This window comes from Hymenobacter psoromatis, assembly GCA_001596155.1.
Taxonomy (GTDB): domain Bacteria; phylum Bacteroidota; class Bacteroidia; order Cytophagales; family Hymenobacteraceae; genus Hymenobacter.
The window spans coordinates 3,068,406-3,084,665 of the sequence record CP014771.1; the positions used below are offsets into that span (position 1 = coordinate 3,068,406).

General features: G+C 64.9%; 12 protein-coding genes. 6 read left to right on the forward strand and 6 right to left on the reverse strand.

From position 1 onward, the window contains the following. Window positions 1-7: 7 nt before the first annotated feature. Entirely contained in the window at window positions 8-1,306 is a 1,299-nt protein-coding gene (locus A0257_12950; GenBank protein ID AMR27904.1) for a UDP-N-acetylmuramoyl-tripeptide--D-alanyl-D-alanine ligase, read from the reverse strand. A gap of 302 nt (window positions 1,307-1,608) precedes the next feature. On the opposite strand from A0257_12950, the gene A0257_12955 reads away from it, so the two are divergent. Then, window positions 1,609-3,963, forward strand: coding sequence for a hypothetical protein (locus tag A0257_12955; protein ID AMR27905.1), 2,355 nt, complete (start codon window positions 1,609-1,611; stop codon window positions 3,961-3,963). Between the two features lie 186 nt (window positions 3,964-4,149). Here A0257_12955 and A0257_12960 read toward each other — a convergent pair whose 3' ends face one another. Then, complete coding sequence (locus tag A0257_12960; protein AMR27906.1) at window positions 4,150-5,472, reverse strand: hypothetical protein; 1,323 nt, start codon at window positions 5,470-5,472, stop codon at window positions 4,150-4,152. A gap of 186 nt (window positions 5,473-5,658) precedes the next feature. Here A0257_12960 and A0257_12965 point away from each other — a divergent pair, with 186 nt between their 5' ends. From A0257_12965 to A0257_12985, 5 genes are all read left to right on the forward strand, one after another. Next, window positions 5,659-7,284, forward strand: a complete 1,626-nt coding sequence (locus A0257_12965; protein AMR27907.1) for a hypothetical protein — start codon at window positions 5,659-5,661, stop codon at window positions 7,282-7,284. A gap of 37 nt (window positions 7,285-7,321) precedes the next feature. Then, window positions 7,322-8,770 carry a hypothetical protein gene (locus A0257_12970; GenBank protein AMR27908.1) on the forward strand — a complete coding sequence of 483 codons (1,449 nt, stop codon included), beginning with the start codon at window positions 7,322-7,324 and terminating at the stop codon, window positions 8,768-8,770. 52 nt (window positions 8,771-8,822) lie between these two features. Further along, window positions 8,823-9,380 (forward strand): hypothetical protein, encoded by a 558-nt coding sequence (locus tag A0257_12975; GenBank protein ID AMR27909.1) that lies wholly within the window; start codon window positions 8,823-8,825, stop codon window positions 9,378-9,380. 99 nt (window positions 9,381-9,479) lie between these two features. Beyond that, a complete protein-coding gene (locus tag A0257_12980) occupies window positions 9,480-10,013 on the forward strand; it encodes a hypothetical protein (GenBank protein AMR27910.1) in 534 nt (177 codons plus the stop codon). 44 nt (window positions 10,014-10,057) lie between these two features. After that, entirely contained in the window at window positions 10,058-11,929 is a 1,872-nt protein-coding gene (locus tag A0257_12985) for a hypothetical protein (protein AMR27911.1), read from the forward strand. Window positions 11,930-11,950: 21 nt separating this feature from the next. On the opposite strand, the gene A0257_12990 is transcribed toward A0257_12985, so the two are convergent. The 4 genes from A0257_12990 to A0257_13005 form a co-directional block, all read right to left on the reverse strand. Beyond that, entirely contained in the window at window positions 11,951-12,829 is an 879-nt protein-coding gene (locus A0257_12990) for a hypothetical protein (GenBank protein ID AMR27912.1), read from the reverse strand. Window positions 12,830-13,227: 398 nt separating this feature from the next. Then, on the reverse strand, window positions 13,228-14,229 hold the full coding sequence (locus A0257_12995) for a hypothetical protein (GenBank protein ID AMR27913.1): 1,002 nt from the start codon (window positions 14,227-14,229) through the stop codon (window positions 13,228-13,230). A gap of 145 nt (window positions 14,230-14,374) precedes the next feature. Then, the gene (locus A0257_13000) at window positions 14,375-14,785 is read right to left on the reverse strand and encodes a hypothetical protein (protein ID AMR27914.1); all 411 of its coding nucleotides are present in this window, start codon (window positions 14,783-14,785) and stop codon (window positions 14,375-14,377) included. Beyond that, entirely contained in the window at window positions 14,772-16,226 is a 1,455-nt protein-coding gene (locus A0257_13005; GenBank protein AMR27915.1) for a hypothetical protein, read from the reverse strand. Before A0257_13005 ends, A0257_13000 begins: the two co-directional genes overlap by 14 nt. Window positions 16,227-16,260: the final 34 nt, after the last annotated feature.

Below are 16,260 nucleotides of genomic sequence, written 5' to 3' on the forward strand. Positions count from 1 at the left end.
TTACTTATCAAATAACCTCCACCAGCGTTTCGAGGCCCATGCCGCGGCTGCCTTTGAGCAGCACGAGCTGGCCGGCGAGCGGGTGCTGGGTCAGCCATTCTACGGCATCCGCTTTGGTGGGCACGTGCTGGGCGAGGGGGTAGGCGGCGGCGGCGGCCTGCATGAGCGGGCCTACCAGCAGCACCTGCGTTAGTTGGAGCGTGGCTAATAATTCGCCCAGCGCCCAGTGCTCGGCGGTGGCGCTGCTGCCCAGCTCCAGCATGTCGCCTAGGATGGCTACCCTGCCCTGCCCGGCGGCCACGGGCCGCTGCGCGAAGCTGCGCAGCGCGGCGGCCATGCTGCTGGGGTTGGCGTTGTAGGCGTCGAGGATGAGGTCGTTGCCGCGGGCCGTGCGCACGAGCTGCGAGCGGTTATTTTGCGGGTTGTAGGCGGCCAGGGCGGCGGCGATGCGCTCGGCCGGCACCCGAAAAAACGCCCCTACGGCGGCGGCGGCGGCCATATTCGGAAAATTGTAGCTGCCCGTGAGTTGGGCCATCACCTCGGGGCCATCGCCCAGGCGCAGGTGCAGCGCCGGCGCGGCTTCCAGCAGCGTGGCGGGGTAGGCGTCGGCGGGGCCGGGAAAGGTGGCGCGCTGCGGCACGGCGGCGGCCAGGCCGGGCAGCCGGGCATCGAGGGTGTTCACAAACGCTACCCCCCCGTTTTGGGCCAGGTAATCGAACAGCTCACCCTTGCCCTTGGCAATGCCTTCCACGCCGCCAAAGCCTTCGAGGTGGGCCTTGCCGATGTTGGTGATGAGGCCGTGGGTCGGGGCGGCCCACTGGCAGTAGCTGGCAATTTCCCCCTGGTGGTTGGCCCCCATCTCGATGATGGCAAAGTTGTGCTCGGCCAGGCGCAGGCGCAGCAGCGTGAGCGGCACGCCGATGTGGTTGTTGAGATTGCCGCTGGTAGCCAGCACCTTATACTTCTGCCCCAGCACGGCGGCCAGCAATTCCTTGGTGGTGGTTTTGCCGTTGGAGCCGGTCACGGCCAGCACGGGGCCCACGAAGCGGCGGCGGTGCTCCTGCGCCAGCGCTTGCAGGGCGGCCAGCGGGTCGGGGGCGTAGGTGTAGTGCGCGGGGTCGCAGGCAGCTAGCACTTCATCATCGACCACGGCGTGGCGAGCGCCTTTCTCGAGGGCGAGGGCGGCAAAATCGACCCCGCGAAAAGTGGGGCCGTTGAGGGCGAAAAACAGAGTGCCCGGCTGGGGCTGGCGCGAGTCGGTACTGACCTGGCCTTTGGCGGCGCGGTAGTGGTCGTAGAGGGTCATGACGGGTGGCCGAGGGGGTAGGGTTACGTTCTGGCGGCTCGCCCTCCGGGGCACCTCACCCCCTAGCCCCCTCTCCGGTGGAGAGGGGGGACTAATTTCTAACTATAGCTTCAATCAATTGGTTTTTAGAAGACTAAAACTAGAGCTAGTTCCTCCTCTCCGCAGGAGAGGGGGCTAGGGGGTGAGGTGCCCCGTAGCGGGGCTAAGCTGACAGCCACAAAGTAACGGGCAATTTTTACGCCGCGCCGTAAACTATGGGCGCGGCCTGCGCTGTTAGTATATTTCCCGTCTGCTCATCTTTTATGCTGAATCTTTTATCGCGCGGCGCGCTGCTGCTGGCGCTGTTGGCGGGGCTGCTGCCCGGCCGGCTTTGGGCCCAAACGCCCGGTACGCAGTTTGGCTTTGCCTTCGGGAGCGTGGCCAAAATCGTGCAGGGCACCGACACGCTGCGCCAGGCGTGGACGGGTGGCCTCAACACGCCGCAGTTCAGCAGCATCGACCTCAATGGCGACGGGCAGCCTGACCTGTTCGCCTTCGACCGCCAGACTTCGCGCTGCTATACCTTTCTGAGCGTGGCAGGGGTAGGCGGCGCGGGCCGCAGCTGGCAGTACGCGCCCGACTATGAGTGGGCGTTTCCGAGGGACCTCAGCGGCTGGGCGCTGCTGCGCGACTATGATTGCGACGGCCGGCCCGACTTGTTCACCTTTGCCAGCGGCGGCGACATCCGGGTGTTTCGCAACGTGGCCGACGCCAGCGGGCACGCTACTTTCGTGCTGATTAATAATCAGTTGACTTTTCCGATTGGCAACGGCTACACCAGCAACCTCAACATTGGCTCCTATAACCTACCCTGCATTCAGGACGTGAACGGCGACGGGCGGCTCGATATTCTGACCTATGATTTCGTGGCCTCCACCGTGCTGGAGCTGTACCTGAACACCAGCACGGATGCCTGCGGCGGCATCAGCTCCTTCACCCAAAGCAGCAACTACTGGGGCCAGCTCGTGGCCTGCGTCGATTGCGCCAGCTACCAGCTGCAGAGCGCGCCGGCCTGCGTCAGCTTTCGCACCCAGCACAGCACCGGCCACAACGTGCTGCTGATTGACCTCAACGGCGACGGCAAGCTCGACCTGCTCGATGGCCGCGACAACTGCGCGCTGCTCACGCGCCTGCTCAACTCGGGGCCTTCAACCATTGATGCGCTGCTGGCCCCGGCGGGCGTGAGCAGCGCGTTTCCGTCGGCCGCCGCGCCGGTGAATCTGCCGGTTTTTCCGGCCCCGTATTACTTTGATGCCAACTTCGACGGCGTGCCTGATTTGGTGGTGGCACCCGACATGACCGACAACTCGCTCGACCGCGTGAGCATGCGCCACAGCATCCGGCAGTATCAGAACGGGGCGGCCAGCGCTGCGGCCGTGCCCAGCTTCAGCCTGGTGAATGACGGTTTTTTGCAAAATGACATGCTCGATGCCAGCGAAGGGAGCGTGCCGGCCTTCGGCGACATCGACGGCGACGGGCTGACCGATATGCTGGTGGGCAACCAGGCCGACCTGGTGAACGGCTACTACCGCGCCAGCATCTACTACTACCGCAACGTGGGCACCGCCCGCCGCCCGGTGTTCCGGCTCGTGACGGAAGACTACCTGGGCCTGGCCGCCAAAGCCGCCCTTACCCCCACTGTCAAGTTCGAGTCCTTGCGCCTGGCGCTGGCCGACCTTAACCGCGACGGCGCCCTCGACTTGGTGTACTCGGTGTATGATGGCACGACCAACCACATCAACTACCTGCTGAACGCCGCGCCGGCCGGCCAGGCCGTGCGCTTTGATATCAGCAAAGTCAGCTACTTTCGGCCGCAGGGCGCGGCGGGCACTGGCGTGCTGCCCGCCAAGCAGGGCGACACGCCGTGCTTTTTCGACGTGGATGGCGATGGCTACGTGGATATGCTGCTGGGCACCAACGATATAAATGAGGCGGGCGGCAGCCTACGCTACTTCCGCAACCAGGGCCCGGCGGCCGGCGGCAACGTGGATAATCTCTTCGTGCTGGCCAACAACGACTATGGCAAGCTGCTGGACGGGGGGAGCCGCCCGCCCTACCTGAGCCCGGCCGTGGCCGACTTCGACGGCGACGGCGCGCCCGACCTGCTGACGCTGGACGGCATCGGCACGATGAGTCTATACAGCAATTTCCGGGGCCAGGGCAGCAATTTTATTGGCCGCACCGAGCTGTTTTACGACACCTTTAGCGGGCTGTATGAGCCGGCGCGGCTGGGCCACGGCTACGTGCTGCGCTTTGCCGCCGCCGCCGCCGACCTGAACCACGATGGCCACCCCGAGCTGTATATCGGCACCGAAACCGGCGGCGTCGTGAGCTTCCTGGTGCGCAGCCCCAGCGTGCTGGCCACCCGCGCCGGGGCCGCCGCCACGCTGGGCCTCAGCCTCTACCCCAACCCCGCCAGCCAGGCCGCCACCGCCGAAACCGCCCAGCCTACCCGCCTGGTATTGTTCGACCTAGCCGGCCGCCAGGTGCGCGCCGACGCCACCCTTTCCCGCACCCACACCCTCGACCTGCGCGGCCTGGCCCCCGGCCTCTACGTGGTGCGCGCCACCGCCGCCGACGGCACCGCCACCAGCCAGCGCCTGGCCGTGGGCCAGTAGCGCGGGCAAACGGGGTTCCGGCTCCCTTTGGCGCGGCCGGGGGGGGTAGGGAGAGCCGCTGAGCGCCAGCGTCTCGCCCTGCGCGTGACCATGCAGATAATTACTTTGCTGCTGGCACGCAGTGCTTTCGGACAAGCGACTGCGTGCCAGCAGCTACTTAAGCTCCCCAAAATCAGCGTCTATCGCCTAGCTTCCGGGGGCGGGCGGCCCAACAAGCAGCAGCTGCCGCGCCTCGGCGGCGGTGCTGCCCTCCCAAATGCCGCGGATAGTAGCCCCTTGGTCGTCGAGGTCAGCCCGGTAGTCGCGCACGGGCTGGCCCGGCACGGCCACTACTCGAAAGCCCGGCATCTGCAGATACACATTCGGGTCGAGCTGCCGCACGCGGGCCGCCGCGTACACCAGCCATTTGCTACGATAAGCCGGCGACTGGTTGGCAAACCACGATATTTCATCCATGCCCCACACGAAGGGCGGCTGGCCGGGCCGGCCGGGCACCGCGCCTCCGCAATTATCAAATTCTACTAGCCCCGGCAGGTGCCGGCAATACCAGCCGCTGGGCGTGCGGCCCCCGGCGCTCAGGCCGTAGAGCGCCGCATCGGGCTGCACCCAGACGGCATAGTCGAGCCGGGCCCCGTGGGTACCGTGGCGCAGCGTGTCGGTTTCGGTGGGCCGCAGGGGGGTAGCGTGAAAATCGAACAGCAGCTGGCGCACCGAATCGGGCAGCGGGTGGGCGGGGTCGGGGTCGTAGAATTCGCCGTGCGTGTGGGCATCGCAGAGCACGAAGCCCCGGTTGCGGGTGCGGGCATAGCGGCGCACCCGCGCCAGCATTTGCCACCAGGCGTGGTGGCCGGGGTCGCGGTTGTCCATGAGGCGCACCTGGCCAAAGTGCAGCGCTTCGCACCCCGCATCGAGCTGGCGGAAAGCACAAAAACAGAACCACAGCCGCGTTTCGGGCCGGCTCATGTCGGGCACGCCGGCGGCCTGGCCGGGCGGGCGGTTTTCGAGGCGATAGTGCGCCGGGTCGGGGCCAGCAAAATACGCGGGGTACATCATGCTGTCCAGGCAAAAATGCCGCCGGGCGAGCCGCACGGTATCTTCGCCAAACTCGGCCCGGAGGCGGTTGGGCACCATCAGGTTGTTCACGCCCGGATATACTATCTCAAACACCGCCCCCTGCACTATCATGTCGGGCTGGCCCGCCCGCAGGCGCGCCACGGTTTGCCGGGTCGAGTCGTACCAGGCCTGCTCGGCGGCATCCGAGCTGGGCGTCAGCCAGAAGCCACCCACCCGGCCGGCGAAACGAGTGCCCAGCTGGGCGGCCCAGGGCAGCAGCGGCTGCCGGGCGGAGCTGGGAATCCCCACGATGCCCTGCAAGGTGAGGGCCCGGCTCAGGTAGTAGCGAAGCCGGGCTTCGGTGAGGCCCACGCGAATGGAGTCGGGTAGGGGCGCGGCTGATTGTGCCCGCGCCGGCGGGCTGGCTAGCCCCAGGCTCCATAGTAGCAGCAGCACTAGCCGCCAAGCAGCACGTCGTAGCTTCGACATTAAAAAGGCAGCTTTTGAATTTAGCAGCCAGGAGATGTGGCCCTACCCCGCCCCCTGTACGGCGCAGACGCGGGCGCGGGAGAGTAAGTTCGCGCTACTATTCAACGGTAAATTTAAAAATACATTCCGCAGCTTGCTATGACACTACCCCGATTGCTGGCCCGCGACAGCCGCTGGCGGCACTGGCTGGTCGGCCTTTGCCTGGGCGGACTGCTGGTGCTGGGCCTGGCCACCGTGCGCGACTACGGCATATCGTATGACGCCCAGCCCAGCCGGGAAATCGGCATGACCAGCCTGCGCTACGTGGCTGACAAGGTGAACCCTGGCTTCGTGACTCAGCCCAGCCAGTGGGGCAATTTTGCTTATTTCAACGTGCCGCTGGCGCAGTTCAAGGACCGCGACTACGGTGTGGCGTATGAGCTGCCCGTGACGCTGGCCGAACGCCTGTTGGAGCTGCCGGATACGCGCTCGGTTTTCATTTTCCGGCACTTATGCACTTTTCTGGTTAGCTGGGTGGGCGTGCTGGCGCTGTATGGGCTAGGCCGGCGGCGCTACGGCGGCGACTGGCGGGCGGGCCTGGCGGCGGCGGCCTTGCTGGTGCTGAGTCCCCGGCTATTCGGGGAGTTTTTTTATAATGACAAGGATGCCGTTTTTCTGGCCGTGAGCACGGTAGCTACTTACACCACCGTGCGCTTCGTGGAGCGGCCCACCTGGCGCTGGGCCTGCCTCCACGCGCTGGCCTGCGCGCTGGCCATCGACGTGCGGCTGATGGCCGTGCTCTGGCCCCTGGCTACGCTGGTGCTGGTGGCGTGGCAGTCGGCGCGGGGCGAGTACCGGGCGGTCGTCAGCGCCCGGCAGCGGGTGGGCGGGCTGCTCAGCTACGCGCTGTTGCTGCCGCTGCTGGTGGTGGCCTGCTGGCCCTTTCTCTGGGCTGCCCCCTGGACCAACTTCGTGCAGGCGTTTCATAATATGCAGCACTTTCGCTGGGATGGGCCCATCCTGTACCGGGGCAAAGTTATCTACGCCTTCGACCTGCCCTGGCACTATGTGCCGCAATGGATACTCATCACTACCCCCCTGGCGCAGCTGGCCCTGCTGGGGCTGGGGCTGGGGGTCGTTGTCCGGCAGGCCGTGCGCCGGGGCTGGCTCCTGTACGGGGCCGGCACCCGCGAGTGGCAGGACCTGCTGTTTTTGGGCCTGGGCCTGAGCCCGTTGCTAGCCGTTATCGTGCTGCATTCGGTGCTGTACGACGGCTGGCGGCAAACGTATTTTATCTACCCCCCCCTGCTGCTGGTGGCGCTGCGGGGGCTGGTGGCGCTGTGGCGCTGGCTGCCCGGCCGCGCCTGGTGGCAGCAGCGGCTGGTGGCGGGGGCGCTGGCAATAGGCGCGCTCAGCTCCGCGGTTCAGATAGTCTGGATGTACCCGCTCGAAAGCCTCTACTTTAACGTGCTGGCCGGCCCAAACCCCAAGGCCCGCTTCGAGCAGGACTACTGGGGCATCAGCTACCTGCGGGGCCTGGAATGGGTGCTCGCGCACGATGACCGGCCCGTTATTCGGGTCTGCACCGACCCCGGCATGTCGCCGCCCCTGCGCGACAACAGCCAGATGCTACCCCCTGGCAGCAAGGAGCGCATCCAGGTAGTATATAAGCCGGAGGAAGCCGACTACTTTTTAGCCAACTACCGCTGCCACCCCGCCCCCTACGACCTGCCCCACGAAACGGGGACTATTCGGGCGGGCAATGAGGTGGTCTTGTCTATTTTTCGGCTTAAATGGTGAGCCGCTTTTTTGCTTCGCGCACCACCTGCCTTTCCGCATGACTAATTCTTCCCGTTGGGCCGCCTGGCTACCCCAACTCGGCTGGTTGCTGCTATGCAGCCTGATTTGCCTCTCGGCGGCCCTCTACAACGGGTTTCCGCTGGTCACCTCCGACTCGGGGGCCTACATCAATTCGGCCATTCACCAGGAAGTCCCCTCCGACCGGCCCATCACCTACGGCCTGTTCATGCTGGTGACGAGCCTGCGGTTTTCGTACTGGTTTATTATCTGGGCGCAAAGCTTGCTGCTGGCCGCCCTGCTGCTGCGCTGCGTGGTGGAGTTCGTGCCCTGGCTGCGGAGCTGGCCGCTCCGGCTGGCCCTGGTGGGGGTAGTGGCCTGGGCCACGGGCTTTTCGTGGTATTGCAGCCAGCTGATGCCCGATATTTTTACGGCCATCGGCCTGCTGGCGCTGGGCTTGCTGGTGCTGGGGCGGTTCCGGTCGGGCCTGGAGCAGGGGCTGCTGCTGGCGCTGCTGCTGCTGAGCGCGATTATGCACTCCTCCAACTTGTTGTCTTTTAGCATTACCGCGCTGGGCTTTGGCGTGGCCGCCTGGCAGCAGCGGCTCTTTGCCCGCCGGCTGCTGCGGCGGGCGCACTGGCTGGCCGCCACGGCCGTGGTGCTGGCGGGCTGGGTGGTGCTGCCCACCCTGCACGCGGCTTTTGGGGGCGGGTTTACCATCACGCGGGCCGCCCCGATATTTTTAATGGGCCGGCTGGTGGAGGCGGGCATCCTGGATGCCTACCTGGCCGACCACTGCGGCGACCCCGACGCAACCTGGCTGTGCGCCTACCGCGACCGGCTGCCCAACGACGCCGTTGGCTTTTTGTGGGGCCAGGACAGTCCGTATCAAATCACGGGCGGCCTGGAGGCCAACCTGGCCGGCTATCGCCGCATCGTGCGCGCCATTCTGACCTCCCCGCGCTACTACCCCCGGCTGGCCGCGATGGCCGTGCAGAGCACGCTGCGCCAGCTCACCCACATCGCCCACGGCGATGGCCTGTGGGCTTACCGCGAAAACAGCAGTCCCTACTGGCGCATTCCCGACCTGGCCGCCTACGAGATGAAGCCCTACCTTTCGTCGCTGCAAAACCACAACGCGCTTCATTTTGAGGACCTCAACGCGCGCGCTTACGCCGCGCAGCTGCTGGCGCTGCTGGTCGTGCTGGGGGGGGTAGCCGCCAAGCGCCGGGGCCAATGGGCGGCCGGGCGCGCGCCCGTGCTCCTGCTACTCGCGCTGTGGGGGCTGGGGCTGGTGGCCAATGCGTTTGCCGCCGGAGCCCTGGCCAACGTGCTGGACCGCCTGCAGGGCCGCGTGGCCTGGCTGCTCCCCTTCGGCGCGGTGCTGCTGCTGGCCGAGCAAGGGCCCGTGCTGGCCGCCTGGGTGCGAACGCGCCTGCCGCGCCGCGCCGGGTTGCCCGCCCCCGCTCCGCCCGCCCGCCCCGACTAGGGAGGTTTGTTTCTAGCTTAGCGCGATTTTTTCCGCCTTTTCTTTTTCGTATATGCCTACCCCTACCTTTCGTTTCTGGCTGGCTCCCCTCGCGGGGCTCAGCTTACTGGCTGCCACCAGCTGCAAGCAGGATTCAACCACTGACGGCACCAGCACGCTGCTGGCATTCAACGACTACGAGGCGGTGGTGGGCTGGGTGCCCAATCCCTCCCCGTCGGTTACGAGTGAGCGCGCGCATTCCGGCCACTACTGCGTGAAGGTGGGCCCGCAGGACGAGTTTGGGATGGGCTACGCGATGGTGCTGGAAAAAATTATTGACCACCGCCCCCGCAAGCTGCGCGTAGAAGCCTGGGGCTTCATGACGGACGCCAACGCAACGGCCAAAATAGGCTTTCAGCTATTTAACGCGGCGCAGGACAAGGTGCTCTTTAGCGATGGCATCGAATATGCCGACGCCATTAAAACTCCGGGTAAGTGGGTGAAAATCAGCAAGGACATTACCCTGCCGGCTGATGTTGCCGGCAACCAGCAAATACGGGTATTCCTGTGGCGGTCGGTGGCGGGCAGCCCGGCTTACGTGGATGATTTAAAAATATCGGAAGTACAATAGGCCACTGGCTCCCCGGCTTGCGCCCGCGTGGCAGTCGCGCGGGGGCCGGCGTAGCCCTACCCCCCTCTTATGTCCTTCTTCCCCCCGCATCCTTCTCGCTTGCTTATTGCCCTGCTGGGGCTGGCTACTGCGTGCCACCAGGCCGCCCCTGCCCCCGCCGCTTCTGATGCCAACACCTTGATGAGCAACGACTTTGAGCACAGCCTGGGCTGGGGCGGCGAGCAGCCCTCGCTGACCACGGCGCGGGCCCACAGCGGGCGGGCGGCCGTGCTGGCCAGCCCGCAGCAGCCGTTCAGCTACACGTTTGCCCGCCCGCTGGGCGAGCTGTGCCCCGGCGCCCTACCCCACCGCCTGGAGCTGACGGGCTGGGTGCTGCGCACGGCGGCCGGCAGCACGGCCCGGCTGGTGGTGCAAGTAGTGGCCAGCCGCACCGACGACACAGGCGTGGCCTACGCCGCGCTGCCGCTGGCCTCGGCCACGCCCAGGTTTGGCGAGTGGGTGGCCGTGAAGCTACCCGTGGAGCTGCCGGCCACGGCCACCGGCACCAACCTGCTCAAGGTATATCTCTGGAACGACCAGGGTACCTCGCCCGCCTACCTCGACGACGTGGTGCTGCGGCGCGGGGCCGAGTAGCGCGGCGTTATTCGCGGCGGCTTTTTTTGACCTTCTTATTCGCTATGCAAGACGCTACTTCGCTGGGCGCGCCGCCCTCGGCGCGCGGACCTATTTCGCTGGCGGCGGTGCTGGTGCTGTTCGTGCTGCTGCTGCAGGCCCGCCTGTGGGCGCCGTACTGGGACACGCACAACGTGCAGGCCATCCTGACCTGGGACGTGATGGGCTACTACCTCTACCTGCCGGCCCGGTTTATCTACCACGACCTGGGCCGGCTGGAGTTTGTCCCCGACATTCTGCGCGAATACTCGCCCACGGGCTCGTTCTACCAGGCGTTTCAGGTGCCGGGCGCGGCGACGGGGCAGCTCGTGATGAAGTACCCGATTGGCCTGGCGCTGCTCTGGACGCCCTTTTTCTGGCTTGGGCACTGGGCCGCCGGCTGGTGGGGCTACCCGCAGGATGGCTTTTCGGCCCCCTATCAGCTTGCCATTGCCTTCGGCGGCCTGCTCTACGCGCTGCTGGGCCTGGGGCTGCTGCGCCGCCTGCTGCTGCACTACTTCACCGACGCCGTGGCGACGCTGGTGCTGGTGACGCTGGTGCTGGGCACCAACTACTTCCAGTACGCGGTGTACGACACGGCCATGCCGCACAACTACCTCTTCACTGGCTACGCCGCGCTGCTGCTGCTGACGCGGCGCTGGCACCGGCGGCCCACGCGGGGGGTAGCGTTTGCCATTGGGCTGGTGCTGGGGCTGCTGGTGCTCATCCGGCCCTCGGAGGCGGTGGCGGCGACGTTGCCGGTCTTGTGGGGGGTAGGGAGCCTGGCCGCCGCCCGCGCCAGGCTGGCGCTGCTGCGCACCCGCTGGCCCGATGTGGCGCTGCTGGTGCTGGGCGGCGTGCTGGGCGTGTTGCCGCAGGGCTTATATTGGGAATGGGCCACCGGGCACTGGCTGTTTTACAGCTACGGCGACCAGCATTTCAGCTTTTTGCGGCCGCACGTGTGGGCCATTTTATTCAGCTTTCGCAAGGGCTGGCTCATTTATTCGCCCATCTTGGTGCTGGTGCTGCTGGGCTTTGGGCCGCTGTGGCGGCGGCACCGCGGGCTGGCCGTGCCGGTGCTGGCATACGTTATCCTGAACCTGTGGGTGGTGTCGGCCTGGGACATCTGGTGGTATGGCGGCAGCATCGGGTGCCGGGCGCTGGTGCCCAGCTACGCCGCGCTGGCGCTGCCCTGGGGCGCGGGCGTGGCGTGGCTGCTGGTGCCCGGCCGGCGGCGGCGCTGGGCCATTGGGGCGGCGGCGGCCGCGGTGCTGCTCATCGACCTGAGCTTGTTTCAGCACTGGCAATACCAGCGCTCCATCATTCACCCCGAGGAGATGAACCGCGCCTACTACTTCGCGGTCTTCAACAAAACCATGCCTACCCAGGCCGACTACGCCAAGCTCGACGAGCCGCACACCGGCCTGCCCCGCGCCGAGCGCTACTACCACGCCCGCTCCTTGGGCAAGCTCGACTTTGACCAGGCCCCGGCCGGCCCCGACAACATCAGCGCCGAGCAGGGCTACTTCAGCCGGCAGTCGTACCACGCTACCCCCGACCATCCCTACGGCCCGGCCCTGACCGTGGCGCTGGGGGCGGCCGGCGTGTGGCCCGACGACTACGTGCGGGCCTCGTGCCGCGTGTTTTCCGACTACGGCGCCTGGGGCGATAAGCTGGTGCTGAGCATCGAGCGCGACGGCAAGGCCCTGGCCTGGTACGGCGTGCGCCTCCAAAACCCCGGCAGCGTGCCCCGCAGCTGGAACCAGGCTCACTTCGAAGCCCGCGTGCCCGCCGACGCCCGCCCCACCGACGTGCTCAAGGTTTACGTGCTCAGCGAAGGCGGGGCCGCCTGCTTTATTGACGACGTGGAAGCCTCCGTGCTGGAGCCGGTGAAGTAGGGGGTAGGGATTTGCAATGAGTCAGACCATCTCCATCAGGTCGCCGTCGCTGACAAAGCTGGTCAGGAGCGCTCGCAGCTCCTCATCTGCCAGGCTGGCACTTTCCCCGAGGTAATTCTTATCGTTGGGGTTGATGTAGCCGGTCAGTTTCTTCACATCGGCCGAATTGCTGGCGCGGAACCCCATCGACCACTGCGTAAATAAGCGGTGAGCGGCCGGGCCATCGGCCAGTTTTATAATGTTGGTGTGGCGCGGGTCGTGCACGATGCGGCCAAAAACCGCGCGCACGTTGGCTTCGCTGCCTTCCAGCAGCTGCACGATGGTGCCGTGGCTATAGAGCAGCACCCCCGTCAGGCCATGCGCCGCGTTGAAGGCGCGGGATTGGGTGAGCAGCTTCGCCAGCTGCACGTCGCCAAACGGCACCGTGGCGTAGCTCTGATACACCAGATAATGGAGGCCGCCCGGCAGGATAGCCTCCGCGTGGCCGGGCCCATTAACTTCCCGGTGCAGGCGCAGCATTCGGGATACCACGCTCATATCCAAGGGCTTCGTAAAATAGCCCGCCACGGCCTGGTGCCGGGCCGCTCTCGCGCGGTCTTCCAAATTAATCGAGGAAGTCAGCAGCAGCACGCATACCGGGTGCGTGAGGGGTAGGCAGGCGAAGGCGTCTAAAAACTCCCAGCCATCCATCAGCGGCATGTTCAGGTCCAGCAGAATGAGGTCCGGCAGGGCATTCCCCGCTCGCAGCGCCGCCGTGAGCTGGCTCAGCGCCCGCTGGCCATTGGAATAAAGCTGCACCTGAGCTTCCCGCAGGTTTTTTTCTACCAACATCTTCGTGGTAGTAGCCGTGATGAGGTCATCCTCAATCACATAGATAAGCTTCAAGTCGAATTTACTCATACCTGGGACTAGTAAGCGCTGGTTCGGCCAGGCTGGCAGGCAGCCAACCGGGAACCTGGCTTGATAAAAGGTTAATTAATTGGGTAACGCAGATGAATAGCAGCTAAGTAACTGACGTTGCGCAGTGAACAGTAGCGCGATTTTTGTAAATCGCGTCCCCGCGCCGTTGGAATGGCTTTAACGGCGCGGGGACGCGATTTACAAAAATCGCGCTACCCCCCAGCGGCGCTCTAGCGAAGGAACCGCGTAACAGCAGCAAGTAAGTAGCCGGAATTAAGTAGCAAGTAGCAAGACCATAGAAAACTGATAATCAGAAAATTAGGACTAATTTTATCACTTCTATTTTACTACTTAGCACACCAGCCCTCTAAAATTGAATAATGCAGGGAAGGGATAAGTCAGGAAGTCTCCCGTAAGAGTTGCGCGGCGCTGTTTCCCCCACCTATTTTCGGTTTGTTCTTGCCGGCGCGCCAGTTGCCCGCGTCCAGGGCCACGCTCACCAGCAGCGCGTGCGGCAGGGTCAGGATAGCGGCCGTGAGCACCGCGATTCCCAACAGCGTGTCGCGCGCGGCCAGCCTGGCTGGCACGAGCAGATACAAGCCTGCGGGCACGGCCAGGCTGACCAGCAACAGGGGGAAGGCCCGCCGAATAAAAAAAGCGACCTCCCGGCCCAGCGTGGCCCAGGCCCTACGGTGGCCGCCCAGGGCTTCGTAGCCAAACACCCGATTGAGGCGCAGCATGTGCCGCAAGCTGTGCCAGAACACAAAATAAACCCCCAGCGCCAGCAGCGGCGGCACGGCCAGAAACAGAACGGTTAGCAGCAGCACTTCTCCAGCGTCGGTGCGCAAGCGCCTGATTTCCCGGCGCTTGGCATAGCAGGCCCACAGTGCCAGGTGCCCAGCGCCTACCAGCAGCCAGAGCCCCGGCACCGCGCCGGCCGACCAGGCCGGGCCAAGCGGCGCGGCCCCGGCAAACGCCAGCAGGCCGTTGACGCTGTGCTGCGTCTCGGCGGGCCACCACCGGGCCGGAACGGCAAACAAGAGCGCCCCGCGCAACAAGCTGTGCGCCAGCCATAGCAGCGGCTGGCCGGGCTGCGCCGGCGCGTCGGCCGAGCCCCAGTGCCAGGCGGTGAGCAGAAAAAACAAGCCCACCGCTACCCCCGGCCAGTGCCACCAGCCCAGCCCCGCCGCCGCCGCCAAACCCAGGTAGCCCAGCACGAACCGGCCCAGATAGGCCCGCTGGCCGCGGCGTATTTGGCCCGTGGCCGGCAGCACGAGCTGGTCGCAAGCGCCGTGCGCCAGGCCCAGCACCACCAGGCCCACCACCAGTATCGGCCCCAGCACGGCGGGCGCTACCCCCGGAAAAGCCAGCCCCAACCCGCTGGCACCAGCCACGGCCAAATAAGAAAAATAGGGCGGAAACGTGTTCGCGACTGACGAAGCAGACATAGCAGCGGGAGAAAAAACAGCGCCCGCCCGCCCAGGCACCCCGCCTTGGGGAAACAACCAAAAAGGACGCGCTTTATCCATAAAAGGCTTGCTGGAGCTACTCGCCCGCATCCCGAAGCAAGGACTTCATCCGCTGCACGTTCACCTTGCCCAACGGCTTTGAGAAGTAGCCTTTTACTTCTTTGTAGTGCGTAGATTTTTCTATGTCTTCGGGTTGGATGGACGACGTGAGGATAAACACGCGCACGCCTTCCTGAGCCAGGGGTAGGGTGCCGAACGCGTCCAAAAACTCCCAGCCATCCATCTGCGGCATGTTCAGGTCCAGCAAAATCAGGTCGGGAATGCTACCCCCCGTGCGCACCACTTCCCGCAGCTGGTTGAAGGCCAGTTGCCCGTTGCCAAACGTTTGGACCGCGCGATAGTGCAGGTCCTTTTTGACGATAAATTCCGTGATAACGGCCGTAATCCGGTCGTCCTCGACCACGTAGGCCAGGCTAGGAACTTTCATGGAACTGGATGGTAAAGGTGGAGCCCACGCCGACTTCGCTATCGACCGTAATAGTGCCTTGCATGGCTTCCACCTGGTTTTTTGTGATGAACAGGCCTACCCCGCGCGCGTCTTCGTTGTCGTGAAACGTTTTGTACATCCCAAAGAGCTTCGAACGGTACCTAACTGTATCAATTCCCAGGCCGTTGTCCTGCACCGTCAGCACTACCCCCCCTGGGTTGGCCTGCGCCTGAAGCCGAATGAAGGCGGGCCGGTCCAGGGCCCGGTATTTGACCGCGTTACTAATCAGGTTGAGCAAAATGCTGTCTAAGTACGCCGGCACTACGGTCACGGTCAGGGCCGGGGGCACCGCCACTTCCACCGCAATGTGGTGCTGCCGGATGAGCACGCTCAGCGCTTCCAGGGTTTTGTCAATCTCTGCTTTGAGCGCGCGCGACGCTTTGGGCTTGCTGACATTGTTGTTGATGGTGACAATATCGTTGAGGTTCACGATGGTTTCGGCCAGCTGCTCGGTGCTGGTGGCCAGCATCTGCAAAAACATGGTTTTCTGCTCTTTGCCCTTGGCTTCGGACAGCAGCTGCACGAGCGACGTCAGGTTGGCGGAATGCGAGCGAATGTTGTGCGAGATAATGTAGGCGAAGTTTTGCAGCCGCAGGTTCTGCTGGCTCGTCACGTCGAGCAGGTGCTGCGCCTGGTGGAGGTTTTCCAGCAGCAGCGTCACGTCGTAGCCAACGCACAGAATTTCCGTCAGCTCCCCGCCTTCCCCCGCGATACCTTTAAACTCCCAGTGGTTGGACTTGATGGAGCCGTCGCGGTAGGGCTTGCGCAAAATCACCTGGTGCGGCACTTCCGGCGCCTGAAAGCACTGCATCACCACTTCCAGGCACTTGGGCCGGTCTTCTTCCACGATGCTGAGCAGCGACGAGGTGCCGATTAGGTCGTGCTCCAGGCCAAAGCGCTCGTAGAAAAAGTCGTTAACGTAAGTATAGTTGCCCTGCGGGTCAGTTTTCAGAATGTAAACCGACTGATTGCTCAGAATGGAGCTGTAGTGGGTCGCCACTTCCTGGGCATACGCTTCCCGGTGCTTTTCCTTCGTCACGTCGAACAGCGCCCCTACCAGCCAGGAGGGCTTGCCCCCGTCGCCGCGCAGCACCACCCCCCGGCAGCGCAGCCACGCGGGCGAGCCCTCGCGGCACGTGCATAGCAGCACCAGGTCGAACGCCTGGGCGGGGTCTTGCACGCAGGCTTCGGCGCGCTGCCAGGCGGTGGCCAAATCGGCGGGGTCCATGTGGGCGCGCCAGGCGGCGGGGTCGGCCGGCACCTGGTCTGCCGCATAGCCCAGCGTTTGCCAGAACGTCGCATTCACCCAGCCTTCGGTGGGCACTTGTAAATTCCAGTACCAGAGGCCATCCGTCAGGGAGTTTTGCAGAAAGTCATACACTACGGGGTTGTAGGCGATTGACGCGGCTAGCTCG